The following is a 25,403-nucleotide window of genomic DNA, read 5'->3' on the forward strand; positions in this document are numbered from 1 at the left end:
TTGACCACTCTCAAACCCATTCTGACCGCCATCGCCGAAGGTGAGACGCTGACGCAGGCGCAGGCCGAGTCGGCGATGCACGTGATGCTCTCCGGCGAGGCCGACCCCGCGCAGATCGCAGGGCTGCTGATGGGGCTCCGGTCTCGCGGCGAGACCCTCGACGAGCTGGTCGGCTTCACGAAGGTGATGCGTGAGTACGCGATCCCGGTCGAGACCGACCTCGACCCGATCGACCTGTGCGGCACGGGTGGCGACCACTCCGGCACGTTCAACATCTCGACGGCGGCCAGCTTCGTGGCCGCAGGCGCGGGCGTGCCCGTCGCCAAGCACGGCAACAAGGGCGTCTCGTCGTCCAGCGGCTCGGCCGACGTGCTGTCCGCGCTCGGCGTCCGCGCCGACCTCGACGCCGAGGGCGTGTCGCGGTGCCTGGAGGAGGCGGGCATCGCGTTCCTGTTCGCGCCCCAGTTCCACCCCGCCCTGCGGCACGTTGGCCCGGTGCGGAGGTCGCTGGGGGTGCGGACCTTCTTCAACATCCTGGGGCCACTCTGCAACCCGGCGCGCGTCAAGCGCCAGCTCATCGGCGCGTTCTCGGACCCGGTGGCGCGGCAGATGGCGCAGATCCTGATGCGCCTCGGCAGCGAGCACGTCGTGGTGGTCTACGCCCACGACGGGCTGGACGAGCTCTCGACCACGAGCCCGACGACGATCTACCAGACCGGCAGCCATGCCTTCGACGGCGGCCTGCTGGAGCAGGAGGTGGTGCCCGAGAAGTTCGGGCTGGCCCGCGTCTCGGCGGCGGCGCTCCAGGGCGGCACGCCGGATGAGAATGCCGAGATCGTGCGCGGCGTGCTGAGCGGCCAGGCCGGTCCGCAGGCGGACGTGGTACTCCTCAACGCAGCCTACGCGCTGCTCGCATCCGGCGAGTACGACGACCTCGACGCCTGCCTGGAGGCGGCGCGCGAGAGCGTCGCCAGCGGAGGAGCCCTCGCCAAGCTGGACGCGCTGGTGGCCGTCTCCACCGAACTCTCCGAGGCAGCCTGATGGCGACCATCCTCGACCAGATCCTCGCCGACACGCGCGCCCTCGTCGCCGAGCGGAAGGCCCTCACGCCGACCGCCGCGCTGGAGCGCCGCTCCGCGTTCCGCGCGCCGACGCTGTCGCTCGCCCGTGCGCTGCGCCGCCCCGACGGACCGGCCACCATCGCCGAGTGCAAGCGCGCCAGCCCGTCGGAGGGCGTCATCCGGCGCGAGTACGCCCCGGCGGACATCGCGCGGAGCTACAAGCAGGCCGCCGCCGCCGCGCTCTCCGTGCTCACCGAGCCGACCCACTTCCAGGGCTCGCTCGACCACCTCGCCCAGGTGCGCGCCGCCGTCGACCTGCCGCTGCTGCGGAAGGACTTCGTCGTCGACGCCTACCAGCTTATCGAGGCCCGCGCGTACGGGGCCGACGCGGTCTTGCTGATCGCGGCCGCCCTCGACCCGGCCGAGATGACCGACCTGCTGGACGCCGCCCGCGACCTCGGCCTGGGCGTCTTGGTGGAGGTCCATGCCGACGCCGAGGTGGACGGCTTCGACCTCGACCGCGTCGGCGTGCTCGGCGTCAACAGTCGCGACCTCCAGACGTTCGAGGTGGACCTCGGGCGGGCGGAGCGCATCTTCGCGCGCCTCCCGGAGCGCATCGTCCGCGTCGCCGAGAGCGGCATCCGGACCGCCGACGACGCGGCCCGCCTCCGCGGCTACGGCGCCGACGCCTTCCTCGTGGGCACCCACTTCATGCGCCAGCCCGACCCCGGCCGCGCGCTCGCCGCGTTCCGACGCGAGACGGCCCTCGCGCTCGCCGACGCTTCCCGCCAGCCTGCCACCCCATGACGAAGGTCAAAATCTGCGGCCTCACACGCCTCCACGACGCCCGCACGGCCGCCGCCGCCGGGGCCGACTTCCTGGGGTTCATCCAGCACGAGGAGAGCCCCCGCTACGTCAAGCCCGACGTGGCGAAGGAGATCATCGAGTGGGTCCGCGGCCCCGAGCCCGTCGGCGTGTTCGTCAACCGCGACGCCGACGAGATCAACGCGACGTGCACGCGGGTCGGCTTTACGCTGGCCCAGCTCCACGGCCACGAGTCGCCCGAGACGTGCGCGGCCGTCGACGTGCCGGTCATCAAGGCGATCTCCGTCCAGCACGACGCCTCTTCGGAGCAGGTCCGCGCGATGGTCGAGCCCTACCTCGACGTGGTGGACTTCGTGCTCCTCGACACCCACCACACGAGCCTCTGGGGCGGCACCGGCGAGAGCTTCAACTGGCGCGTCGCCCGCGACCTCTCGGCCGACGTGGACCTGTTCCTCGCAGGTGGCATCTCGGCCGCCAACGTCGCCGAGGCCATCCAGACGATGCAGCCGTACGCCGTCGACCTGTCGTCCTCCATCGAGTCGGAGCCCGGCGTCAAGGACCTCGACGAGATGGCCGCATTCTTCGACGCCTTCCACGCTGCCACCGCCGGGTAGGCCCGCCTCGGCGCCCCTGCCCCCGCACGCGCCCACTCCGAGAGGGTCGAGGTCCGCCCCCGTCCACCTCGACCCGTCCCCCTCCTCCCATGCCGACTCTCGCCTCCCCTACCGCGTCCCCCGTCCTCGGTACCGACCTTCCTGACGCTCACGGTCGCTTCGGCGCGTTCGGCGGCGCGTTCGTTCCCGAGATCCTGCACCCTGTCCTCGCCGACGTGCGCGAGGCATGGGAAGCGGCCAGGGACGACCCCGAGTACCAGACCGAGTACCGGCGCCTGTTGCGCGACTACGTCGGCCGGCCGACCCCGCTGACGCGGCTGGACCGGCTCACCGAGCGCCTCGGCGGGGCGACGATCTACGCCAAGCGCGAGGACCTCTGCCACACCGGCGCGCACAAGATCAACAACGCCATCGGCCAGGTGCTGCTGGCGCGGCGGATGGGCAAAGAACGGATCATCGCCGAGACCGGCGCGGGCCAGCACGGCGTCGCCACAGCGACCGCGTGCGCGCTGTTCGGCATCGAGTGCGTCGTGTACATGGGCGCCGAGGACATCGAGCGGCAGAGCCTCAACGTGAAGCGGATGCGGCTGCTCGGCGCCGAGGTGCGCTCGGCCACGTCCGGCAGCCAAACGCTCAAGGACGCGACCAACGAGGCCTTCCGCGACTGGGTCTCCAACCCGACCTCGACGTACTACATCATCGGCTCCGCGATCGGCCCGCACCCGTACCCGATGATGGTGCGCGACCTGCACCGCGTCATCGGTGAGGAGACGCGGGCGCAACTGCTGGAGCAGACCGGCTCGGAGCTTCCCGACGCCGTCGTGGCGTGCGTCGGCGGCGGCTCCAACGCCATCGGCATCTGGGCACCGTTCTTCGAGGACGAGGGTGTCCGCCTGATCGGAGTCGAGGCGAGCGGCGAGGGGCTGGACGGGCGTCACGCGGCGACGCTGACCAAGGGCGAGCCCGCCGTCTTCCACGGCACCATGACCTACCTGCTGCAGGACGCCGACGGACAGGTCGAGATCGCGCACTCGATCTCCGCGGGCCTCGACTACCCCGGCGTCGGGCCGGAGCACGCCTACCGCGCGAGCACGGGCCGCGTCGAGGTCCGCACGGCGACCGACGCCGAGGCGCTGGCGGGCGTGCGCCTGCTGAGCGAGACCGAGGGCATCATCCCGGCGCTGGAGACCGCCCACGCGGTCCACGCCCTCGCCGCGGTGGCCGAGGAGATCGGCGCGGGCGGGACGCTCGTGTTCAACTGCTCCGGCCGCGGCGACAAGGACATGGCGACGATCTCGGCGCACCTCTTCGGCGACGAGGGATGAACGCTGTGTCCCGCACGATCCTCGGCCTCGCCCGTGCCGACGTCCCCTCGCTCCCCCTCGGCCCCGAGGCGGGATGACCTGGACGCACCCCGACGGCTTCACCGCCTCCGACGACCGAGCCCGGCTCGACCTCGACGCCGTCCACGGCTACCTGAGCCAGTCCTACTGGTCGCCCGGCGTGCCGCGCGAGGTGGTCGAGCAGGCCGCGGCAGGGTCGCTGCCGGTCGGACTCTACGACGCCGAGGGGGCGCAGGTCGGCTACGCCCGCGTCGTCACCGACCGCGCCACGTTCGCCTACGTCTGCGACGTGTACGTCCTCGACGCGCTCCAGGGCCGCGGCCTCGGCGCGTGGCTGATGCGCTGCGTCCGCGCCCACCCCGACCTCCAGGGCCTCCGCCGCTGGCTGCTCACCACGCAGGACGCCCATGCCTTCTACGAGCGCCTCGGCTTCGCACGCTGCCCCTTCCCCGAGCGGTTCATGACCATCGACCGTCCCGACCTGTACCGCCTCGGCACCGAGGCAGGCACCCCCGACGCCCCATGACTCGACTTCGCGCCCACCTCGACGGCCTCCGCCAGCGCGGCGAGACCGCCATGGGGCTCTTCCTCACGGCCGGCTTCCCGTCGCCCGCCGCGACCCTGCCCATCCTCCAGGCCGTCGACACCGCCGGGGCCGACTTCATCGAGTTGGGGATGCCGTTCTCGGACCCCGTCGCCGAGGGGCTGCCCATCCAGCAAGCGTCCGAGCGGGCGCTCGCGCAGGGCGCGACGATGGCGCACACGTTCGAGACGGCCGCCGCCTTTCGGCAGACCTCCGACACGCCGCTCCTGCTGATGGGCTACGCCAACCCCGTGATGCGCTACGGCGTGGGCGACTTTTGCGCCGACGCCGCGTCTTCCGGCGTAGACGGCCTCATCCTGCCCGACGTGCCTCCCGAGGAGGCCGCCGAGGTGGAGGAGGCCGCCGCCCGCCACGGCCTCTCCATCACCCACCTCATCGCACCCAACACCTCCGACGACCGCGTCCGCCTCGTCGACGCTCGCTCGACCGGCTTCGTCTACGCCGTCAGCGTGACGGGCCTGACGGGCTCCGGGCTCGGCGACACCGACGCGACCGACGCCTACCTGGCCCGCGCCCGCGGCCTCGTCGAGCAGCCGCTGCTCGTCGGCTTCGGGATCTCGACCCACGCCGACGCCGAGCGGCTGACGCGCCACACCGACGGCTTCATCGTCGGGTCCGCGCTCATCCGCGAGGCCGCGCGCCTCTGGGACGACCGGGATCTCACCGATTCCGCACGTCGCGAGCGGGTCGGCGAGTGGGCGCGGACGTTGAAGACCGGTGACGCCCCGACCTCATGACGCGCTTTCTTCCGTTCGTTGCCCTGCTCGCCCTCGTCGCCGTGACCGGCTGCGAGACGGTGGAGATGCCGCAGGCTGAGGCCCGTGGCAACACCGAGGAGATCATCGTGATCACCGACAGCGTGACCTGGGCCGGCCCCGTCGGCGAGGCGCTCCGAGAAGAACTGGGCCGCCCCATCCCGACGCTGCCGAGCAACCAGGGAGCGTTTCAGGTCCGCTTCCAGCCCCTCCAGTCGCGCTTCTTCGAAAGCCTGAAGGTCCAGCCGAACCTCGTGTTCGCGGCGCCCATCGACGCCGAAGGCGACATCGGCGACTTCCTCCGGGCCCGCGTCGGCGACGACAACCTCGACGCCGTCCGGTCGGGCACCGTCACGGCGGTCAACCTGCGCGAGAACCTGTGGTCGAACCGCCAGCTCGTGACCATCGCGACGGCAGCCTCTGACAGCGCGCTCGCCACCGACATCCGCCGCCGCGGCGCCGAGATCCGGGCGGCCTACGAGCGGCTCGCCCGGGACCGGACCACCGAGGAGATGTTCTCCCGCCTGGAGCAGACCGACCTGGAGCAGCAGCTCCTCGACGACCACGGCTTCAAGATCCGCATCCAGTACGACTACGTCCAGGTGCAGGACACCACCGCGACGGCCGCCGGGCGCGAGGGCACCTTCGTCCGCTACCGCCGCGTCCTGTCGGACACCTGGCGCGACTTCTTCGTGTTCACCCAGGACGGCGTGGAGCAGCTCCCGTCGCAGGATGCGTTGGACGGGATCACGAACGACCTCCTCCGCCAGTTCGCACAGGGCTCCATCGACAGCTCGTACGTCCAGTTGGAGAAGAGCCGCGCCGAGACCCGCGACACGACCGCGATCGGTGGGCGCGCCGCCGTCGAGCAGCGCGGCTTCTGGCAGACGACCGTCGTCCCGATGGGCGGCTCGTACGTCCGCTACGCCTTCGTCGACGAGGCCGCCGACCGGCTCTACCTGTACTACGGCATGACGTTCGCGCCCGACCGCACGCTCGACAAGCGCGCGTTCCTCCGCCAGATGGAAGCCATCGGCTACACCCTGCGCCCCGCTGCGGACGTGCCTCAGGATGCCGCTGCCGCATCTCCCTGACCGTTTCCTTTCTCGCCTAGACCGTTTCCCCTGATGTCCACCCAGACCGCCCCTTCCCCCGCCGACACCCCCGAGGGCGAGGGCCAGATCCTCCGCCTCGGCCTGCCGAAGGGCAGCCTCCAAGAGTCCACGTTCGACCTGCTGGAGAAAGCTGGCTACGGCTTCTCCGTCCGCTCGCGGAGCTACTTCCCGTCCATCGACGACGACGAGCTGACGGCGATGCTCGTCCGCGCCCAGGAGATGGGCAAGTACGTCGCCGACGGCGTGTTCGACGCCGGCATCACCGGCCTCGACTGGATCGCCGAGACCGGCGCCGACGTCCACGTGGTCGCCGACCTGGTGTACTCGAAGGCCTCCATGCGACCCGTCCGCTGGGTGCTCGCCGTGCCCGAAGACTCCGACATCCACTCGGTGAAGGACCTGGAGGGCAAGCGGATCGCGACCGAGGTGGTCGGCCTCACGGAGCGCTGGCTCGCCGAGCACGGCGTCACCGCCGACGTCGAGTTCTCGTGGGGCGCCACCGAGGTGAAGGCCCCCGACTTGGTCGACGCCATCGTCGAGGTAACCGAGACCGGCAACTCGCTCCGCGCCAACAAGCTTCGCATCGTGGACGTGCTGCTCTCGTCCAACACCCAGCTCGTCGCCAACCACGACGCGTGGCAGGACCCGTGGAAGCGGGAGAAGATCGAGAACCTTGCCCTGCTCTTGGAGGGCGCCATCCGCGCCGAGGGCAAGGTGGGCCTGAAGCTGAACGTCCGCCGCGACGACCTCGCCTCGATCGTGGAGCGGCTCCCGGCGCTCCGCAACCCGACCATCTCGCCACTCTTTTCGGACGAGTGGGTGGCCGTCGAGACGATCATCGAGGAACGGCAGGTCCGCAAGCTGATCCCCGAGCTGAAGCGCCTCGGCGCCGAGGGAATCATCGAGTACCCGCTCAACAAGATGATTCCCTAGTTCGTCGGGCGTAGGACGTGGGGAGGCGATCTTTCCCACGCTCCACGCACACCCACCCACGCTATGCAACTCCTCGACCTCTGCTTCGGCCGCTCCGGCGACAAAGGCGACGCCGTCAACGTCGGCCTGATCGCTCGCGACCCGGCGCACTACGACTGGCTCCGCGAGACCGTCACGGCGGAGGTGGTCAAAGCCCACTTCGGCCCGCGCTGCACCGGCGAGGTGGAGCGGTTCGAGCTGCCGAACCTGTCGGCGCTGAACTTCATGCTGCACGGCGCGCTCGGCGGCGGCGGCACGGTGTCGCTGAAGCTCGACGCGCAGGGCAAGACGTACGCTGCGCACCTGCTCCGGATGGAGGTCGAGGCCCCGCCCGTGGCCGCGTGATCGTTCGGCGAGCGTTGGGACTGGTGGCGCTCGCCGTGCTGGCGGGCTGCGGCGAGTCCACCCCTCGCGTCGACCCGGCGCTGGTGGACGCACTCGCCGAACTGCACCTCGCCGACGCCCGCGCGGCGCTCGACACCGTGGACGCTCGTCGCCCGGCGCTGGCCGACAGCCTCCGCCGGGTCGCGCTGGCGGCCCACGGCCTCGACTCGGCGGCGCTCGCCGCCCGCCTCGACCAGCTCGCGGCAGACCCCGATGTTGCCCGCGCGACGTATGATTCCGTCGACGCGTGGCTCGTCCGCGAGCGGCAGGGGCCGCCGCCGGACTCCGGGGCCACCTTCTTCCAGCCGTAGCGGCTCGCCCTCCCCCCTCCGCATGCCCGTCCCCGCCCTCATCGAAACCTTGCAGGTGTTCACCACCGGCGGCACCATCGACAAGGAGTACTTCGACGCGAAGAGCGCCTACGAGATCGGCGAGCCGCAGATCGTGGAGCTGCTCCGCGAGGCGGGGGTCTCGTTCGAGATCGCCGTCGAGACGCTCATGCGCAAGGACTCGCTCGACATCACCGAGGCCGACCGCCAGGTCATCGCCGAGCGAGTCGCGGCCTCCCCGCACCGCTGCGTGATCGTGACCCACGGCACCGACACGATGGCCGCCACCGCCCGCGTGGTCGCCGACGCGCTCGCCGAGGCGGAGGCTGAGCACACGGTCGTGTTCGTCGGCTCGCTCGCGCCGGCCCGGTTCAAGGCCAGCGACGCCGAGTTCAACGTGGGCTTCGCGTCGGCCGCTGTACAGACGCTTCCGCCTGGTGCGTACGTTGCCATGAACGGCCGCGTCTTCGACCCGTACCACGTACGCAAGGACCGGGAACGCAACCGGTTCGAACCTGTCACCCCGACGGCCTGACCCCGTAGGGGCCTCTTCCTGCTCCCCACCTCCCTGATCCATGACCCGTTTGTCCCTCTCTGGCGCGCTCGCGCTCGCTCTTTTCGCCACCGGCTGCTCGACCACCACGGTCACCATGGTGGACGACATGCCCGACCCGGCGCCGACGCCCGGTGACATGGCGATGGTCTCGGAGTGCGTCGACGGCGCGGCCTCGGCCGAAGGCAGCACGTTCGAGTGCTCCAACGTCGACCTCGTCGCCTACGTCCCGCTCGAGGCCTTCGACGCGGACCAGCTCAACGACATCTGGGGCTGGACCGACTCGGAGACCGGCAAGGAGTACGCGATCGTTGGCCTCGCCAACGGCACGGAGTTCATCGACATCTCCAACCCGACCAACCCGATCCTGCTGGGCAAGCTGCCCACGCAGACCGTCTCGACGGTCTGGCGCGACATCAAGGTCTACCGCGACCACGCCTTCATCGTGTCCGAGGCCCGCAACCACGGCATGCAGGTCTTCGACCTGACGCGCCTCCGGGGCCTGACCTCCGACCAGGGGGAGTTCACGGCTGATGCCCACTACGACAAGGTCACGAACGTCCACAACATCGTGATCAACGAGGACTCGGGCTTCGCGTACGCGGTCGGCTCGGGCTCCCAGGGCGACGACCTGCCCGCCGAGTGCGGCGCGCCGGGCTTCCACGTGATCAACATCCAGGACCCGACCAACCCGACGTTCGTGAACTGCTTCTCGGACGCCTCCAAGGACACGTCGCCGGTCTCGGCGCCGGGCTACACCCACGACGCCCAGTGCATCAACTACGACGGGCCGGACGCGGACTACACCGGCCGTGAGATCTGCGCCGCCTCCAACGAGGACGTCGTGACGTTCTTCGACGTGACCGACAAGATGAACGTCCGCATCATCTCGATGGCCGAGTACCCGCAGGACGCCTACACGCACCAGGGCTGGTTTACCGAGGACCGCCGCGCGTTCATGGCCAACGACGAGCTCGACGAGACGAACGGCTACGTCAGCACCCAGCGGACGCTGCTGTTCAACGTCGAGAACCTCGACGAGCCCGAGTTCATCGGCATCTACGACTCCGGCATCACGACGATCGACCACAACCTCTACGTCAAGGGCGACCTGAGCTACCAGAGCAACTACCACTCCGGCCTCCGGATCATCGACCACTCGGACGTGCTGAACGGCAACCTCGTCGAGGTCGGCTACTTCGACACCTACCCGGCAGCGACGGAGATCAGCTTCGGCGGCCAGTGGAGCAACTACCCGTACTTCCCGAGCGGCCTCGTGATCGCGAGCGACTCGAACACGGGCTTCTTCGTGCTCCGCCCGAACATCTCGATCACCATGTAAGCCGACGGCCTTCGGGCTCGTGCAGGCTCCGCGGGGGACTCGGCATCGCGCCGGGTCCCCCGCTTCGTTTGTGCCCTTCCGGGACCCGAGGAACGAGCCCGAGCGCGCGTAGGTTGGCCGCGCCCCTCCTGCCCGACCATGCGTCTCCGCCTCTCACTCCTGCTCGCCCTCGGCCTCGTTGTCGCCCCCCCCGAGGCGGGCGCACAGGACGCCCGCGCCGACTGCGTCGGCGGCGTGGCTGCGCTGCCGGACGTGGGCGCGTTCCCCTGCCTCGGCGTCGACCTGGTGGGGTACCTCTCTGTCGGCTCGTTCAGCAGCCCGGGCTCGCCGGCGGCCACCGGCAACAACGACATCTGGGGCTGGACCGACCCGCTGACGGGCACCGAATACGCACTGGTGGGCACGACCAACGGGACGGCCTTCGTGGACCTCTCCACGCCCCAGTTCCCTCGCCTCGTAGGCAAGCTGCCGACCAGCAACGAGCTGACGCCGGTCTGGCGCGACATCAAGGTCTACCGCAACCACGCCTACGTCGTGGCCGACAATGCGCGCGACCACGGGGTGCAGGTGTTCGACCTGACGCGCCTCCGCGGCCTCACCGGCGACCCGGTCACGTTCGCCCCGGACGCGGTGTACCCGGGCATCCGCTCGGCGCACAACATCGTGATCAACGAGGACACCGGCTTCGCATACGTCGTCGGGTTTCGGTACCCGGCAGGCGAGCGGGAGGCGCTGGGGCTGCCTGCCTCCTGCGACCTGCCCGGCTTCCACGTGCTCGACCTCGCCGACCCCGCCGCGCCGGCCTTCGTGACGTGCTTCTCCGACGCCGACATCGAGGTCGGCCCCCGCACGCCCGGCTACACGCACGACGCGCAGTGCGTCGTCTACGACGGACCGGACGCCGACTACACGGACCACGAGCTGTGCTTCGCCGCCAACGAGGACGTGGTGACGGTCTTCGACGTGACCGACAAGAGCGACATCACGATCGTCTCGCAGGCGTTCTACCCGTCCACCTCGTACACGCACCAGGGCTGGCTCACGGCCGACCAGCGGTTCTTCCTCACCGACGACGAGTTGGATGAGCGGAACGGGCTCGTGCCCACCCAGCGGACCATCGTGCTGGACTTCCTCGACCTGGACGATCCGGAGTTCGCCTACGTCTACGACTCCGGCCTGCCGTCGATCGACCACAACCAGTACGTCCGGGGCCGGTACAGCTTCCAGAGCAACTACGAGACGGGGCTGCGGATTCTCGACCTGAGCCAGGTGGCCCAGGGGACGCTCACCGAGGCCGCCTTCTTCGACACGTACCCGGACGCGAACACGGTCTCGTTCAACGGCCAGTGGAGCAACTACCCGTACTTCGAGAGCGGGCTGGTGATCGCCAACGACGGCGACTACGGCCTCTTCGTGCTCCGCCCTGACGCCTCGTTGGACGTTACCAACGCAGGCGGCCCCGTGCCGCGGTCCGGGTTCTCGCTCTCCGCGCCGCGCCCGAACCCCTCTGCCGGCGACACCCGGCTGACGCTCCAGGTCGACACCGCGCAGCAGGTCCGCGCCGAGCTGTTCGACGTGGCGGGCCGCCGCATGGCCTCGCTGTACTCTGGTCCAGCGACGCCGGGCACGCGCCTCACGCTAGCGGTCTCCGGGACGAACCTCCCGGCGGGCGTCTACGTGGTCCGCGTGGTCGGCGAGGCGTTCGAGGCGTCCCAGCGAGTCGTGCTCACGCGGTAAGACGACGGACGAGAAGGCACGGTCCCGGCGCGGCGTACGTTGCTCCGGTCTCCCCTTCCCCTGCCCGATGCTGCGCGCGCTCGCCGTCCTCGTCTTCGCCCTGATTGCCACCCTGACCGCACCCGCCTCGGTCGCCCAGTCGGCCGCCTGCGTGGACGGGACCGCAGGCGGCTACGCTTGCGACCGGATCGACCTCGTGGCCCACTTCACGCCCCAGGAGTTGGGCGCCCCGCCCGAGGGTGCCTGCCCCAGTCCCTATCCCGGCCTGTGCGCCAACGATATCTGGGGCTGGGAGGACTCAGAGACCGGGCGGCGATACGCCATCGTCGGGCTGGCCGTCGGGACGGCGTTCGTGGACGTGACTACCCCGAGCGCGCCGGTCCGCCTCGGCATGCTGCCGACGGCCACCGTGCCCTCCAGCTGGCGCGACGTGAAGGCCCTGGGCGATGTCGCCCTCGTCGTGGCCGAGGCGAGCGACCACGGCATCCAGGTGTTCGACCTGACGCGCCTCCGCGGCCTCTCCGAGGACCCCGCCCGGCGGTTCGCCGCCGACGCGCGCTACACCGGCGTCCGCTCGGCGCACAACCTGGTGGTCAACGAGAGCAGCCAGATGGCCTACGCCGTCGGCTCGCGCGTGGCCGGCACCTCGTTCCCAGCCGCGTGCTCGTCGCGCGGGCTCCACGCCGTCGACTTCTCGGACCCGCTCAACCCGGTATTTGCAGGGTGCTTCAGCGACGCCGTCGACGGCGGCGACTCCGGCTACACGCACGACGCGCAGTGCGTCACGTACGACGGGCCGGATGCCGACTACACGGGCCGCGAGATCTGCTTCGCCTCGAACGAGAACACGGTCTCGATCTTCGACGCGACCGACCCGGCCCGCGCTGTGCTGATCTCGAAGGTCGCCTACCCGAACTCGGCGTACACGCACCAGGGCTGGCTCACCGAGGATGGGCGCTACTTCCTCGCCAACGACGAACTGGACGAGTACTACGGCCGCGTCGCCACCCAGCGAACGCTGGTGCTGGACGTGGCGGATCTCGATGACCCCGGACTCGACTTCATCTACGACTCGGGGATGCAGACCATCGACCACAACCTCTATGTGCTCGGCAACCTCGCCTACGAGAGCAACTACGAGGCGGGCCTGCGGGTCCTCGACCTGTCACGCATCGCGGACGGTGAGTTGGAGGAGGTGGCGTGGTTCGACACGTACCCGCTCGACACATCGATCAACTTCGCCGGCCAGTGGAGCAACTACCCGTACTTCGGCGACGGCCTCGTGATCGCCAACGACGGCGAGACGGGCTTCTTCGTCCTCCAGGTGGACCCGCTGCTTGCCACCTCCGCCTCAGGCGAGGCGCCGACCGAGACGACGGCGCGTCTCTCGGAGCCGCGCCCGAACCCCACGTCCGGCGGCGCGCAACTGACGCTCCGTGTCGACGCGGTTCAGACGGTGTGTGCGGAGTTGTTCGACGTGGCCGGGCGTCGCGTGGCGTCGGTGTACGACGGCACAGCCAGCCCCGGCGCGGACCTGACGCTGTCGGTTTCCGGCGCAGGCCTCCCGGCGGGCGTCTACGTGGTCCGCGTCGCCGGCGAGACGTTCCAGGCCTCGCGACGCCTCGTGCTGACGCGGTGACCCACGACGCGTAGGGGCACGGCGGATCGCGTCCGCAGGCCTTACCGGGTGAGGTACCGCTGACCCGCAGGCGTCAACTCGAACCGGACCGCGAGCGGGTCGACCAGTCGGAGCAGGCCTTCCTCCACGAGCCAGTCGGCCAGCACGCGGGTGCGCCGGGGCGCGTCCGGCCCGGCGGGCTGGTCGCCGCGGTCGACGGCGTCGAGGATGCGGCGCAGGAGCGGCTCGTCGGCCGGGGTGATCACCTCCGGGCGATGGCGTCCGAGGCACACGTCGCAACGTCCGCAGCGGGGCGGCGCGGGCTCGCCGAAGTAGGCCAGCAGGTGCTGGCGGCGGCACCCGAGCGCGTTGGCGTAGCGGACCACGTCGTCCAGGCGGGCGTGGGCGCGCTGGCGGCCCCGGTCGAGCGCGGCCGCGTCGACAGGCACGGTGCGTGTGCGCGCGTGGTGCCAGGCGAGAGTGAGTCCAGCCTCGGGGCGACTGACTTCCAGCAGGCGACGCGCGGCGAGGTAGTCGAGCCCCGCGTCGAGGCGGGCTTCGGGCAACCCCAGCGCCTCCGCCAGCGGCGCCAGCCGGAGCGTCGCGCCCTCGCCCGCCTCGGCCGGCAGGCGACGCACCAGCGCGTCGGCGAACGTCTGCACGGCCAGCCCTTCCGACTCGACGGCCCGCATCAGCCCGTCGCGCCCCCGAGGCAGGCGGACCCGCACCTCGCCCGGCCGCGGCCGGACCACCGACCATGCACCGTCCGCCGCGAGCCGGTCCACGGCAGCACGGACGATGCCGACCGGCCGCTCCGCGACGGACGCCAGCGTCGTCAGGTCGAGCGTGACGAGCCCGTCGGGCTCGCTTCCCAGCGCGACCTGCCCGAGGCTTCCCGCCGCCGCGTAGACCGCCTGCACGTCCGCCGGTGTCGGGTGGCCGCGATCGGCGAAGTCGCGTGGCAGCGACTCCGCGTCGGGGCCGACGGCGAGGACGGCGTAGCTCCGGTCCCCATCGCGCCCTGCCCGACCAGCCTCCTGGTAGTACGCCTCCAGCGTCGGCGGCAGCGCTGTGTGGACCACGGCCCGCACGTCGGCCTTGTCGATACCCATCCCGAACGCGCTCGTGGCGGCGACGACGCGCGTCTCGCCCGCCAGCCACCGCCGCTGGGTGGCGTCGCGGAGGCCGCGGTCGAGCCCGGCATGGTAGGGCTCCGCGGAGATGCCCTCCCGTCGGAGGCGCCCGGCGACGGCCTCGGTCGCACGCCGCGTCCCGGCGTACACGAGCCCCGCGCCCGGCACCGCCTGGAACACGTCCAGCGCCTGCCGCACCGGGTCCTGCACGTGGTGGACGCTCCACACGAGGTTCGGGCGGTCGAAGCCGCGCACGATGACCGCCGGGTCGCGAAGCGCGAGTTGGTCGAGGATGTCACGCCGGACCTCGGGCGTCGCGGTCGCCGTCACCGCCACGACGGGGACCGGGTTGCCCTCGGCGGTGGTCATCAGAGGCCGGGCCGCGGCGATCTGGCGGTAGGCGGGGCGGAAATCGTGGCCCCACTCCGAGATGCAGTGCGCCTCGTCGATGGCGAGCAACGTCACATCCAGCCGGGGCGCGCGGGCGGCGAACAGCTCCGTCTGGAGACGCTCCGGGGTGAGGTAGACGAGCCGGTAGAGGCCGTGCTCGGCGTCGGTCCACACCTGATCCGACTGGCGGCGGCTGAGGCCGCCGTGTAGCGCCGCCGTGCGGACGCCCCGCCGTGCGAGCGCGTCCACCTGGTCCTGCATCAGCGCCACCAGTGGCGAGACGACGAGCGCGAGGCCACGCCGCGAAACCGGCGGGACCTGGTACACGAGCGACTTGCCTCCGCCCGTCGGCAGGACTGCGAGCACGTCGCGGTCTGCGAGCACGGCGGCCACCGCCGCATCCTGGCCCGGACGAAACGCCGGATAGCCCCACACCTCGTTGAGGGTGCGGAGAACCTCGTCGGGGATCGCGGGCGCAGGGGTCGCGGGTGCCATGCGCCCAAGCTAGCGGCGGCGCTCCTCCCGTTCGGCTCCCCGCTCTCGACGGGTCTGGAGGGGGTCGAGAAAAAAAGTCGAGACGAGAGGTTACGTCTACGACCGTGCCGGGTCTATGTGCGTGCCTGTTGGGCATCGCGACACGCGGGCTTGATGGTGGTGGCCGGCGCGACCTGGATCCGTGGTGGGGTCGATGGGTCGCGCCGGTTTTGTTTTGGGACGGCACGGCGGAGGGAGGGGGTACCTTTCGAGGTGACCCCCTCCTCCGTGTCTCCTCCCCTCGTCTCGGTCGTCATCGTCACCTGGAATGGACGGCCGCTGCTGGAGCGCTTCCTTCCCAGCGTCCTCGCGACGGACTACCCCGCCCTCGAAGTGGTAGTGGCGGACAACGCCTCGGAGGACGGGACGGCAGCCTGGCTCGCCGAAACGTATCCCGACGTGGTGGTGGTCCGCCACGCAGAGAACGGACTGTTCGCGAAGGGCAACAACGACGCCGTTCCGTCCGCCTCGGGCGACGTGCTGTGCTTCCTCAACAACGACGTGGAGGTCCCGCCAAGCTGGCTGACGCCCCTCGTCGCTGCGCTGGACGACCCCGAGGTCGTCGCCGTGCAGCCGAAGCTGCTCCAGCACGGCGACCGCACCCGGTTCGAGTACGCGGGCGCGTCAGGCGGCTTCCTGGACGCGTTCGGCTACCCGTTCACGCGCGGACGCATCTTCGACACCCTGGAGCCCGACATCGGCCAGTACGACGACGCGCGGGATGTCTTCTGGGCGACCGGCGCCGCGCTCCTGGTTCGCCGCGAGGCGTTCGAATCGGCGGGGGGGTTCGACGAATCGTTCGGGATGCACATGGAGGAGATCGACCTGTGCTGGCGCCTCCAGCGCGCAGGCGGGAGGATCCGCGTCGAGCCCGCGTCGGAGGTTTACCACCTCGGCGGTGCCTCGCTGCCGCAGGGCGATCCCCGGAAGATGTTCTACAACATCCGCAACGGGCTCGTGATGCTGGCCAAGAACCTCCCGGCCGCCGAGGCCCGGCGCGTCTTCCGCGCCCGGCGCGTGCTGGACGCCGTCGCCACAACACGCGCGTGGGTCGGCGGCAACCGCGCCGAGGCAGACGCCATCCGCAGAGGTCGCCGCGAGGCCCTCGCCCGCATCGCCCAGGTCGCTCCCCCCAGAGACGAGGTGCCGGTCCTCCCCCCCTACCGAGGCAGCATCGTGCTGGATGCGTTCGTGCGGGGACTCCGGCGGTTCTCGGACCTTCCAGGAAGCCGGTTCGCGTCTGGCTGGCGACGGTAGAGCGCCCACGCTCCGGTCACCTCACGAGGCAGGAGGCCCCGACCGGGACCAGCGTCCTCAGGCGTCCTTCGACGTGACCACTGCCGCGATGGCCGCGAGCACCACCACCATCCCGACCACGCCGAGCGACGTCGGCACCTCACTGAAGACGACCAGGGCGACGGTCGACGCGAACACGGGCTCAGAGAGGCTCAGCAGGCCGATCAGCGCGGCGGGCAGGTACTTGAGCGCGTAGGCGAACGACCCGTGGCCGAGGAGTCCCGGCCCAATTCCCATCGCGATGGCCAGCAAGGCGATGGGCCAGGGCAGCCCGAGCGGCACGCCCGCCACCCACACCCCCACCAGACACGTCACCGCGGCGGCGCCGTTGAGGAGCGCGAAGTAAGCCACGAATGAGGTCCGCTGGCGGACCGAACGGCCGATGAGGAGGTAGACCGACACCAGCACCGCCGCGCCGAGAGCGAGGCTGTTGCCGAGCGCCGGGTTCGGGTACATGCCGGACCCGGAGCCTTCGCTGAGCCCGATCATCACCGCACCGACCACGGCGACGCCGATGGCCGCCGCCGTGCGCCGCGATGGACGCTCCGACAGGAAGACGGCGCCCAACACCGCGATGAAGACCGGACTCGTGGTGACCAGCACCGACGCGCTGGCGACGCTCGTCAGCTGGACCGACACGATCCAGGCCATGAAGTGGAGCCCCAGCAGGACGCCCGCGCCGAGCACCAGGGCCCACTCGCGCAGCGAGAACGCAGCCACCTCGGCGCGCGACTGGGCCAACGCGACTGGCGCGAAGACCGCCGTGACGGCCATGGTGCGCCACGCGGCGAGCGTCAGCGCCGGCACGTCGCCCGCGAGCCGGATCAGGATGGGCGACGAGCCGACGGCCAGCAGTCCGAGCCCCACCAGGATCCAGACATGCGCCGGAGCCTTCGCCACTAGCGGAGACGGTCCATCGACCGGATCTTCTCGATGTCCTTGGTCACGCCCTGCCGCGCCATCCGCAGCAGCACGTAGGCCACGATCGGCTGCATGGCGACGAGGTAGTAGCCCACCGGGGCCTGGAAGTCTCCGCTGTCGAAGGCGAGGTAGAGCCCCACCAGCACCACCACGACCAACACGAGGTCGAGCCACTGCGCGGCGTAGATCACCTTGCGCTGCAGCTCGCGGTTCTTGTAGAGGGCGACCGACACCAGGGCGACGAGCGCGGTCACGCCCGCCAGGGCGTATCCGACCACACCGAGCCACGCCCGTTCGGCCGCGATGGCCGCGGCCCAGGTCTCCCCGAGGCCGACGAAGAGCGCCAGCAGGAGCGCGCCGGCGACGAGATAGAGGGTCTGGATGCGCTGGATCATGCCGATGTGCGGAGAGCGTGCGGGAAGGAGCGGCGGGCTACGCCGCGACGTGGGCGCGGACCCGCTCGGCTACGGCGTCGCCGAACGCGGCCGTCGTGGCCGTGCCGCCGAGGTCGCCCGTCAGCTTGGACGGATCGGAATACACGTCGTGGAGGGCGAGACGGACCGCCTCGGCAGCGGCGTCCTCGCCGAGGTGCTTGAGCATCATCTCGCCGGAGCGGATGACGGCAGTCGGGTTGGCGATTCCCTGCCCCGCGATGTCGGGCGCGGAGCCGTGGACGGCCTCGAACACGGCGCAGTCCGCACCGATGTTGGCCGAGCCGGTCACGCCGAGCCCGCCGACGAGGCCGGACATCAGGTCGGAGAGGATGTCGCCGAACAGGTTCGTGGTGACGATCGAGTCGAAGTCCTGCGGATGGATCACGAGTTGCATCGCCATGTTGTCCACGATGCGGTCGTCGAAAGCGATGTCCGGGAAGTCCGACGCGATCTCCTTGCCGATGGAGAGGAACATGCCGCCGGTCTCCTTCAGGATGTTGGCCTTGTGGACCAGCGTGAGCCGCTTCCGGCCGCGCCGCTGGGCATCCTCGAAGGCGAACCGGATGATGCGCTCGCAGCCGCCGCGCGTCGCCCGCGCGATGGAGTCGGCAATCTGGTTCTTCTTGTCGAAGTACTCGATGCCTGCGTAGAGGCCCTCCGTGTTCTCACGGTAGAGCATCAAGTCGACGCCCTCGAACGGCCCGTGCGTGTTGGGCAGCGTCTCGCAGGGACGGATGTTGGCGTACAGGTCGAAGTGCTGCCGGATGCGGACGTTGATGCTCCGGAATCCTGTGCCGACCGGCGTCGTGAGCGGCCCCTTGAAGGCGAGGCGCGTCCGGTCGATGGAGTCGATCGTGGCCTGAGGCAGCGGGTCGCCACCGTCCTCGAAGGCTCCCATGCCCGCCTCCTGCCGGTCCCAGTCGAAGACAACCCCGGTCGCCTCGATGACCTTCACGGCCGCGTCAATGACTTCAGGCCCGATGCCGTCGCCAGGAATGAGAGTTGCGGAGTAGGCCATAGGATGCGAGACGAGGAGACAGGAAGCTAGACGGGGCCTGTGGGGCCTCGGCATGGAGTCCGGGCGAAACGCAGCGTCCCAGTTCCGGTGCCCGGCCCCGAGCATCTGTGCGCGGACTTCGCCGGGGAAGGCGCTCGTCGCCAGCCTCCCCTGCTGAGGCGAGCGGCAGCATGAAGCCACAAACGAAAACCGGGACGCCCCGCGTGGAGCGCCCCGGTCGGGATCGGTCGGAGTCGAGTGCTACTCGGCCTCGCGAGAGGTCGAGTAGTTGACGCGGAGCGCCTCGGCCTCGCGCAACTCCTGCTGCACATCGTAGAGAAGACCCGTCTCCACGTCACGGTCGACGCGCATCGAGACGATGGTCCGCGGCTCGGTGCGGAGGGCGGCGTACATCGCCTGGCGAATCTGGGGCAGCTCGCGGACGATGGCGTCGTCGATCTGCACCGCTGGGTCGCCGAGGCCGGACTCCAGCTTCTCGGGCCCGATGTAGACGTACTGAATGAGTCGCTTCTGGTCGATCTTCTCGATGGCCTCGGCCGCAGGGATCGAGACGTTGACGAGCAGCTCCGTCTCGCGGAGCACCGTCGTCACCATGAAGAAGATCAGCAGCATGAAGATGATGTCCGGCAGCGATGCTGTCGGGATCTCCTGCTTCGTGTTGGCGCTCTTCTTCTTGAAGTGGGCGGACATAGAGGGGATGCGTGAAAGGTGATGAGTGACGGGGTTGGAGCGATGAAGGGCCGAGGCGACGTCGAGTCACCCGATCCCTTCACCCCTCACTCAATCGGGATCCGGCTCGGCGAGGGAGATCTTGAGCGGGTAGCGCTCCGCGATCACGTCCGGCTCGGTCTCCCCGGTGTCCGGGTCCTCGGCCAGTCGGGCCTTGTACTCGCCGTACGGCATGCCGAACTCCTGCTGCGCCGCCTGATCGCGGACATCGTTGTACGCCGACTTGATCTCGTCGAGGACCGCGATGTAGGTCTCGTACGGGAGGCCACGCTTGGTCTTGAACGACGTGACCGCCTTGTCGGGGGAGGTCGAGAGCTGGGGCTCGCGCCCGTTGTTCAGGATGTGGCGCTTCACGATGTCGCGGATGGCCGCGACGTTCGTCACCTCGTTGTCGATCAGCACGACGCCGTTGGCGTTGACGAGGACGTTGAGGAGGTTGCGCTGGTTGATCTCCGGCGGCTCCTGCTCGTCGAGCTTCGGCGGGAGCTGCATGTAGATCCCCTTGTCTGCGTTGATCGTCGTCGTGACGAGGAAGAAGATCAGCAGCAGGAACGCGATGTCGGCCATCGAGGACGATGGGATCTCAGCGTCGCGCTTCTTGCGGGGCTTGAGGAGCGGCATGGGGTCGAAGAGAGAAGTCCGCGGAGAGAACGGCGGGCCGGGGCCGGTCGCGTGGAGCGCAGCGACGTGCCTCCACGCGATCGGTTACGAGAACAGGCTCCGGGCGCCCGAGATGATGAGCGCGAGGAAGCCCGAGAGCGTCAGCGAGAGCGCGGTCGCAACCGCGGCGCCGGTGGCCGTCCCGTCGACCGCGTACGCGATGACGAAGATCAGGACCGGGAGGGCGAAGGCAGCGAGGCCGAGCTTGCTCTGGCTGAGCACGGTGCCGGCGTTCTTGAGCCCGAACCCGACCATCATCAGCAGCGAGACCGCGATGAGGACGAGGACGAGATAGATGAGGGCAGTAGCCATCAGGAAAGGAGGGGCTGGAGGAGGCGGCCGCTCGGCCTCGGCGGGGACACCGCCGAGGCGAGCAGAGCCGCTTGCTTACGAGAGGTCGGCGCCCGTCATGTCGGGGCCGGTGCCCAGCTCGCCACCGGCGCGCGGGAGCGTGCCGCGGGCGGAGCGGCCCGAGAGGGCCGGGCGGCCGACCGACATCATCGCCAGCGAGTCGATCAGCTCGACCGAGGCCTCCTCCATGTCGGCCGTGATGCGGTCGATCTTGGAGACACAGTAGTTGTAGAACACCTGCAGGATGATGGCGGCGATGAGGCCGAAGACGGTCGTGAGGAGGGCGATCTTGATGCCTCGGGCCACGAGCGACGGCGAGATGTCGCCCGCCGCCTCGATGGCGTCGAACGCCTCGACCATGCCGACGACCGTCCCGAGGAAGCCGAACATCGGCGCCAGGGAGATGAAGAGCGAGAGCCACACGAGGCCGCGCTCCAGGAAGCTCATCTCGATGGAGCCGTACGAGACGACCGCCTTCTCGACGGCGTCCATGCCCTCGTCGAAGCGCGTCAGGCCCGCTTGGACGACGGACGCGACCGGGCCGCGGGTGTTGGCGCAGATCTCCTCGGCTGCAGCGACGCCCTGCGGCCCGCTGTCGAGGGCCTCCTTGACGCGCGCCATGAACTTCGGCGCGTTGATGTCCGAACGGTTGAGCGACAGGATGCGCTCGAAAGCGATGGCGAGGCCGATGATCAGCGAGATCAGCACGGGCCACATGTAGTTACCGCCCTCGTTGAAGCGGTAGACGAGGTCGTTGGCGAAGCCGTTGGAGGCGGCCTCCTGCAGAAGGAGCAGGGCGGAAAGCGTCATGGGTGAGTACCTCGGGTGGGGAAACGGGTGGGGTCAGGAGGGCCGCCGGGTGCTGGCCCCGGAACGATCGGGAAAGGGCGACGCGATGGCGCCAGACGTGGACGGCAATATCCCTCCGCCCTCCTGGAATGTCAACGCGCCACGAAGGCTCTCTGTCGGTGGCGCTTCCGAGAGAGACCCCAGACGCGCTCGAAACCCCAGACACACGGGCCCCGGAGGAGTTGCTCTCCCGGGGCCCGAGACCTGACAACCAATGGAATCCCCTACCGCGAGACCTGCGCGAGCTGGTCCGCGTCGCGCCAGTGGGCCATCGCCTCGCGGATCGCCGGGTCGATCTGGCCGACAACCGGGTAGAACGCCTCGGCGTCGAACAGACGGCGTGCCATGAAGGCCCGGATGCGGGTCTCGATGTCGACGCGCGCAGCCAGCGCCTCGCTGCGCACGAGCACGTCCTCCTCCTCCTCGTCCGGCCGGGAGGCGACGACGGGCGTCCCTTCGCGCTCGACGAAGTCCAGGAAGCGATTGAAGTCGGCGTCCGACAGACGGTAGTTGCGGACGAACTCGGCCTCGCGGCCCTCCCACTGCGACCGGAACGCGTCGCCGCGACGCTCCAGGTCCACGCGTGCGAAGTTGTTGTCGAGGTTCTTGCCGATCACCGTGCGGAGCGCCGCCGAGAGCGTGTCCACGGCAACGATGTAGTCCGGAAGGATGCCGCCACCGCCGAAGACGGTGCGGCCGTTGGCGGTCGCGAAGGTGAGCGAGTCCGGGACTTGCGCCCCGAAGACGGCGGCATCCACGCGTCCGCCCGACGCGACCAGGTCGCCCTCGATGCCTTCCCGGAGCTCGACCTTGGACGCGAAGTAGTCCTCGTCGCTCTCGCCGACCTCGTAGGGCGTCTGGATGAGGCGTCCCGACGGCGTGTAGTACCTCGACACGGTCATCTGGAGGACGCTGCCGTCGGTCATCGGGAACTGCTGCTGGACGAGGCCCTTGCCGAACGACCGGCGGCCGATCAGGTAGGCGCGGTCATGGTCCTGCAGCGCGCCCGCGACGATCTCGCTGGCACTCGCCGAGTTCTCGTCGATCAGCACGATCACCGGGCCGCCCTCGTAGATGCCGCCCGCGGTGGCGCGGTACTGACGGCGGTTGGATGGGTGGCGGCTCTCGGTGTAGACGATCATCTCGCCCGCGCCCAGGAACTCGTCGGCGATCTCGTAGGCCTGGTCGAGCAGGCCGCCCGCGTTGCCGCGGAGGTCGAGCACGAGGCGCGTCATGCCCTGGCCCTGCAGGTCGCGGATGGCGTCGCGGACCTCGTCGTGGCTGGTCCGCGCGAAGCGCTGCAGCTTGATCAGGCCCGTCTCGTCATCGACCATGTAGGACGCGATGACCGTGTTCAGCGGAATCCGGTCGCGGATGATGCTGTAGTCGAGCGTCTCCCGGTAGCCGGGTCGCTTCACGACGATGTCCACGGACGTGCCGCGCGGCCCCTTGAGGCGGCTCTGCACGCCGTCGGCGTCGATGCCGACCGCGGTCTCGCCGTCGATCTCGATGATGCGGTCGCCCGGCTGGAGGCCCGCCTCGTCGCTCGGTCCGCCCGCGATGGGCATTAGCACGACCAGCGTGTCGGCTTCCGCGCGGCCTTCGACGAACTCGTAGTAGATGCCGACGCCCTCGAAGCTGGCGTCGAAGCTCTCACGCACGCGGCGCATCTCGTCGGACGAGATGTAGATCGAGTGGGGGTCGAGTCCGGCGAGCATGCCCTCGATGGCATCCTCGGCCAGCTCCGACGAGTCGACCTGCTCGACGTAGGCCCGGGTGATGTACTCGTAGGCCTCCTCGATCTTGCGGAGTTGCTCCATCTCCTCGGAGCCGGAAACGGCGTCCTGGACCTGGACGCCGACGAGAAGACCGACGGCCAGTAGACCGGCGCCGAGGAAGGGAGTCAGGCGGATGCGGGGCATAGCGTGCGGCGAGTGCGAATGCCTGCCCAACGGACGGAGGCTGGCGTTGGTGCGAGTACGGTGGAACACGGAGGCGGTTCGTCGTTCGTCCACAAAATAGGCGCGCGGGCGGAACCCCCGAGGGGAGGGCATCGGCGACGGGTGCGGAGGTGTGGAACAGGATCGCGGACCGGAACCTTTCCCGGCCCTCCGTTGAACCCGTCTCCCCCTCGCCCCGTCGTCCATGACCAACAAAGCCGTCGCCCGCCAGCTGGCGCTCACCGCCGACCTGATCGAGCTGACGGGCGGCAACCCGTTCCGCGCACGCGCCTATGCATCGGGCGCCCGCACGGTCGAGCGGCTGGAGGCGCCTGTCGCCACCCTGGCCGCCTCGGGCGAGCTGTCCGGGGTCAAGGGCATCGGGAAGGGCCTCGTGGCCGACATCGAGGAACTGCTGGCGTCCGGCACGCTGGCGAGCACCGACGCGCTGCTCCAGTCGCTCCCGCCGGGGCTGCCGGAGGTGATGCGGGTCAAGGGGCTCGGTGTCAAGAAAGTGCGGACGCTGTGGCAGGACGCGGGGGTGACCTCGCTGGACCAACTGGAGGGCGCGGCCGTCTCGGGGCGGCTGGCGGAACTGCCCGGCTTCGGGGCGAAGACGGTCCAGAACCTTCTCGACGCGATCGAGCACCTGAAGGCCTACCGGGGAAAGGCTCACCTCCGCGACGCGGTTGGGCCCGCGCTCGCCGTCCGCCAGAGGCTGCGCGCCGCCGGACTCCGGGCCGACCTCGCGGGCGCGGTTCGTCGCCAGTGCAACGTGGCCGACGCACTCGACCTCGTCGCCGTGGGCACGCCCGCGCAGATCGCCGAGGCGCTGGGTGGGGGCCGGGCCGAGGCGGACCGCGTCGAGGGCGCGATCCCGCTAGGCCTCCCCCTGACGGTCTTCGCGGCGACGGCGGAGACCTACGGGCGCGTCCTCTGGGAGCGTACCGGCCCGCGCGAGCACGTCGACGCGTTCACCGAGGCGCACGGCGCCCCGACGGACGTGGACGAGGAACAAGAGGTCTACACCGCCGCCGGGCTCCACCCGATCCCGGCGCCCCTCCGCGACGATCCCCACTGGCTGACCGTGGCCCGCGAGCCGCTGCCGACGCTCGTCCGCACCGGCGACCTGCGGGGCACGATCCACAACCACACCACGGCCTCGGACGGCGCGCACACGCTCCGGGAGATGTGTGACGCAGCCCGCGAACGGGGGCTGACGTACTTCGGCGTCTGCGATCACAGCCGGAGCCTCCAGATCGCGCACGGCCTCAGCCTCGACGAGATGGAGGAGCAGATCGCGCGCGTCGACGCGCTCAACGCGGCCTACGCCGACGAGGGCGTCGACTTCCGCGTCTTCGCGGGCTCCGAGGTCGACATCCTCTCGGACGGCGCGATGGACTACCCGGACGACCTCCTGGCCCGCCTCGACCTCGTCGTGGCGAGCGTCCATACCGGGTTCAACATGACCGAGGACGAGGCGACGGCGCGTGTCGTGGCCGCGGTCTCGAACCCCTACGTGGATGTGCTGGGGCACCCGACGGGGCGACTCCTGCTCCGCCGCGAGGGCTACCCGCTCGACCACGAGGCCGTGCTGGACGCCTGCGCCGAGCACGGCGTGGCCGTCGAGTTGAACGCCCACCCGTTCCGCCTCGACCTCGACTGGCGCTTCGTGCGCGCCGCCACCGAGCGCGGCGTGCCGGTCTCCATCAACCCCGACGCCCACGCCACCGACGGCCTCGACGACACGCGCTGGGGCGTCGCCAGCGCGCAAAAGGGTGGGCTGACGGCGGCGGACTCGCTCACCTCCAAGTCGGCCGATGACCTCGGGGCCTGGCTGACGGCGAGGCGGCCGGGATAAAGGCCAGGCGCTCCCCCTCGTCAGCTCCGACCTCG

25 protein-coding genes are annotated in these 25,403 nt (G+C 70.3%); 16 read left to right on the forward strand and 9 right to left on the reverse strand.

Features of this window, described 5'->3' with window-relative positions; translation table 11 throughout:
* The 14 genes from trpD (at nucleotide 1) to B1759_RS04845 (ending at nucleotide 13,273) form a co-directional block, all read left to right on the forward strand.
* Nucleotides 1-1,041, forward strand: a complete 1,041-nt coding sequence (trpD, locus tag B1759_RS04780) for an anthranilate phosphoribosyltransferase (protein WP_095513890.1) — start codon at nucleotides 1-3, stop codon at nucleotides 1,039-1,041.
* Nucleotides 1,041-1,868, forward strand: a complete 828-nt coding sequence (gene trpC, locus B1759_RS04785) for an indole-3-glycerol phosphate synthase TrpC (protein ID WP_095513891.1) — start codon at nucleotides 1,041-1,043, stop codon at nucleotides 1,866-1,868. Before trpD ends, trpC begins: the two co-directional genes overlap by 1 nt.
* Entirely contained in the window at nucleotides 1,865-2,500 is a 636-nt protein-coding gene (locus tag B1759_RS04790) for a phosphoribosylanthranilate isomerase (protein ID WP_095513892.1), read from the forward strand. The genes trpC and B1759_RS04790 overlap by 4 nt, the downstream gene beginning before the upstream one ends.
* Nucleotides 2,501-2,589: 89 nt before the next feature.
* Nucleotides 2,590-3,825 carry a tryptophan synthase subunit beta gene (trpB, locus tag B1759_RS04795; protein ID WP_095513893.1) on the forward strand — a complete coding sequence of 412 codons (1,236 nt, stop codon included), beginning with the start codon at nucleotides 2,590-2,592 and terminating at the stop codon, nucleotides 3,823-3,825.
* A gap of 73 nt (nucleotides 3,826-3,898) precedes the next feature.
* The gene (locus B1759_RS04800) at nucleotides 3,899-4,369 is read left to right on the forward strand and encodes a GNAT family N-acetyltransferase (protein WP_095513894.1); all 471 of its coding nucleotides are present in this window, start codon (nucleotides 3,899-3,901) and stop codon (nucleotides 4,367-4,369) included.
* Nucleotides 4,366-5,184, forward strand: a complete 819-nt coding sequence (gene trpA / locus B1759_RS04805) for a tryptophan synthase subunit alpha (RefSeq protein WP_095513895.1) — start codon at nucleotides 4,366-4,368, stop codon at nucleotides 5,182-5,184. Before B1759_RS04800 ends, trpA begins: the two co-directional genes overlap by 4 nt.
* Nucleotides 5,181-6,296 (forward strand): DUF4837 family protein, encoded by a 1,116-nt coding sequence (locus tag B1759_RS04810; protein ID WP_095513896.1) that lies wholly within the window; start codon nucleotides 5,181-5,183, stop codon nucleotides 6,294-6,296. The genes trpA and B1759_RS04810 overlap by 4 nt, the downstream gene beginning before the upstream one ends.
* A gap of 33 nt (nucleotides 6,297-6,329) precedes the next feature.
* Nucleotides 6,330-7,250 carry an ATP phosphoribosyltransferase gene (gene hisG / locus B1759_RS04815; protein ID WP_095513897.1) on the forward strand — a complete coding sequence of 307 codons (921 nt, stop codon included), beginning with the start codon at nucleotides 6,330-6,332 and terminating at the stop codon, nucleotides 7,248-7,250.
* A gap of 63 nt (nucleotides 7,251-7,313) precedes the next feature.
* Entirely contained in the window at nucleotides 7,314-7,634 is a 321-nt protein-coding gene (locus B1759_RS04820) for a hypothetical protein (protein ID WP_095513898.1), read from the forward strand.
* Nucleotides 7,631-7,984 (forward strand): hypothetical protein, encoded by a 354-nt coding sequence (locus tag B1759_RS04825; protein WP_143537266.1) that lies wholly within the window; start codon nucleotides 7,631-7,633, stop codon nucleotides 7,982-7,984. Before B1759_RS04820 ends, B1759_RS04825 begins: the two co-directional genes overlap by 4 nt.
* A gap of 40 nt (nucleotides 7,985-8,024) precedes the next feature.
* Nucleotides 8,025-8,537, forward strand: coding sequence for an asparaginase domain-containing protein (locus B1759_RS04830; protein WP_095515055.1), 513 nt, complete (start codon nucleotides 8,025-8,027; stop codon nucleotides 8,535-8,537).
* Between the two features lie 40 nt (nucleotides 8,538-8,577).
* Nucleotides 8,578-9,897, forward strand: coding sequence for a choice-of-anchor B family protein (locus tag B1759_RS04835; protein ID WP_095513900.1), 1,320 nt, complete (start codon nucleotides 8,578-8,580; stop codon nucleotides 9,895-9,897).
* Between the two features lie 138 nt (nucleotides 9,898-10,035).
* Nucleotides 10,036-11,634 (forward strand): choice-of-anchor B family protein, encoded by a 1,599-nt coding sequence (locus B1759_RS04840; protein ID WP_158225125.1) that lies wholly within the window; start codon nucleotides 10,036-10,038, stop codon nucleotides 11,632-11,634.
* 67 nt (nucleotides 11,635-11,701) lie between these two features.
* Entirely contained in the window at nucleotides 11,702-13,273 is a 1,572-nt protein-coding gene (locus B1759_RS04845) for a choice-of-anchor B family protein (RefSeq protein ID WP_095513901.1), read from the forward strand.
* Nucleotides 13,274-13,314: 41 nt separating this feature from the next.
* Here B1759_RS04845 and B1759_RS04850 read toward each other — a convergent pair whose 3' ends face one another.
* Complete coding sequence (locus tag B1759_RS04850; protein WP_095513902.1) at nucleotides 13,315-15,270, reverse strand: RecQ family ATP-dependent DNA helicase; 1,956 nt, start codon at nucleotides 15,268-15,270, stop codon at nucleotides 13,315-13,317.
* Between the two features lie 267 nt (nucleotides 15,271-15,537).
* Here B1759_RS04850 and B1759_RS04855 point away from each other — a divergent pair, with 267 nt between their 5' ends.
* Nucleotides 15,538-16,566 carry a glycosyltransferase family 2 protein gene (locus B1759_RS04855; RefSeq protein WP_198948751.1) on the forward strand — a complete coding sequence of 343 codons (1,029 nt, stop codon included), beginning with the start codon at nucleotides 15,538-15,540 and terminating at the stop codon, nucleotides 16,564-16,566.
* A gap of 57 nt (nucleotides 16,567-16,623) precedes the next feature.
* Here B1759_RS04855 and B1759_RS04860 read toward each other — a convergent pair whose 3' ends face one another.
* From B1759_RS04860 to B1759_RS04895, 8 genes are all read right to left on the reverse strand, one after another.
* Nucleotides 16,624-17,505 carry a DMT family transporter gene (locus B1759_RS04860; RefSeq protein WP_095513904.1) on the reverse strand — a complete coding sequence of 294 codons (882 nt, stop codon included), beginning with the start codon at nucleotides 17,503-17,505 and terminating at the stop codon, nucleotides 16,624-16,626.
* Nucleotides 17,505-17,921 (reverse strand): DUF4293 family protein, encoded by a 417-nt coding sequence (locus B1759_RS04865; RefSeq protein WP_095513905.1) that lies wholly within the window; start codon nucleotides 17,919-17,921, stop codon nucleotides 17,505-17,507. Before B1759_RS04865 ends, B1759_RS04860 begins: the two co-directional genes overlap by 1 nt.
* A gap of 37 nt (nucleotides 17,922-17,958) precedes the next feature.
* On the reverse strand, nucleotides 17,959-18,978 hold the full coding sequence (locus B1759_RS04870; RefSeq protein WP_095513906.1) for an isocitrate/isopropylmalate dehydrogenase family protein: 1,020 nt from the start codon (nucleotides 18,976-18,978) through the stop codon (nucleotides 17,959-17,961).
* Nucleotides 18,979-19,218: 240 nt separating this feature from the next.
* The gene (locus B1759_RS04875) at nucleotides 19,219-19,668 is read right to left on the reverse strand and encodes a biopolymer transporter ExbD (protein WP_095513907.1); all 450 of its coding nucleotides are present in this window, start codon (nucleotides 19,666-19,668) and stop codon (nucleotides 19,219-19,221) included.
* Between the two features lie 90 nt (nucleotides 19,669-19,758).
* A complete protein-coding gene (locus B1759_RS04880) occupies nucleotides 19,759-20,328 on the reverse strand; it encodes a biopolymer transporter ExbD (protein ID WP_095513908.1) in 570 nt (189 codons plus the stop codon).
* Between the two features lie 84 nt (nucleotides 20,329-20,412).
* Nucleotides 20,413-20,679, reverse strand: coding sequence for a hypothetical protein (locus B1759_RS04885; protein ID WP_095513909.1), 267 nt, complete (start codon nucleotides 20,677-20,679; stop codon nucleotides 20,413-20,415).
* A 75-nt stretch (nucleotides 20,680-20,754) separates the two neighbouring features.
* Nucleotides 20,755-21,528, reverse strand: coding sequence for a MotA/TolQ/ExbB proton channel family protein (locus tag B1759_RS04890; protein ID WP_095513910.1), 774 nt, complete (start codon nucleotides 21,526-21,528; stop codon nucleotides 20,755-20,757).
* 263 nt (nucleotides 21,529-21,791) lie between these two features.
* Entirely contained in the window at nucleotides 21,792-23,489 is a 1,698-nt protein-coding gene (locus tag B1759_RS04895; protein WP_095513911.1) for a S41 family peptidase, read from the reverse strand.
* 223 nt (nucleotides 23,490-23,712) lie between these two features.
* On the opposite strand from B1759_RS04895, the gene B1759_RS04900 reads away from it, so the two are divergent.
* Nucleotides 23,713-25,368 (forward strand): DNA polymerase/3'-5' exonuclease PolX, encoded by a 1,656-nt coding sequence (locus tag B1759_RS04900; protein ID WP_095513912.1) that lies wholly within the window; start codon nucleotides 23,713-23,715, stop codon nucleotides 25,366-25,368.
* Nucleotides 25,369-25,403: the final 35 nt, after the last annotated feature.

Origin of the sequence: Rubrivirga sp. SAORIC476, assembly GCF_002283555.1 — a bacterium.
Taxonomy (GTDB): Bacteria; Bacteroidota; Rhodothermia; order Rhodothermales; family Rubricoccaceae; genus Rubrivirga.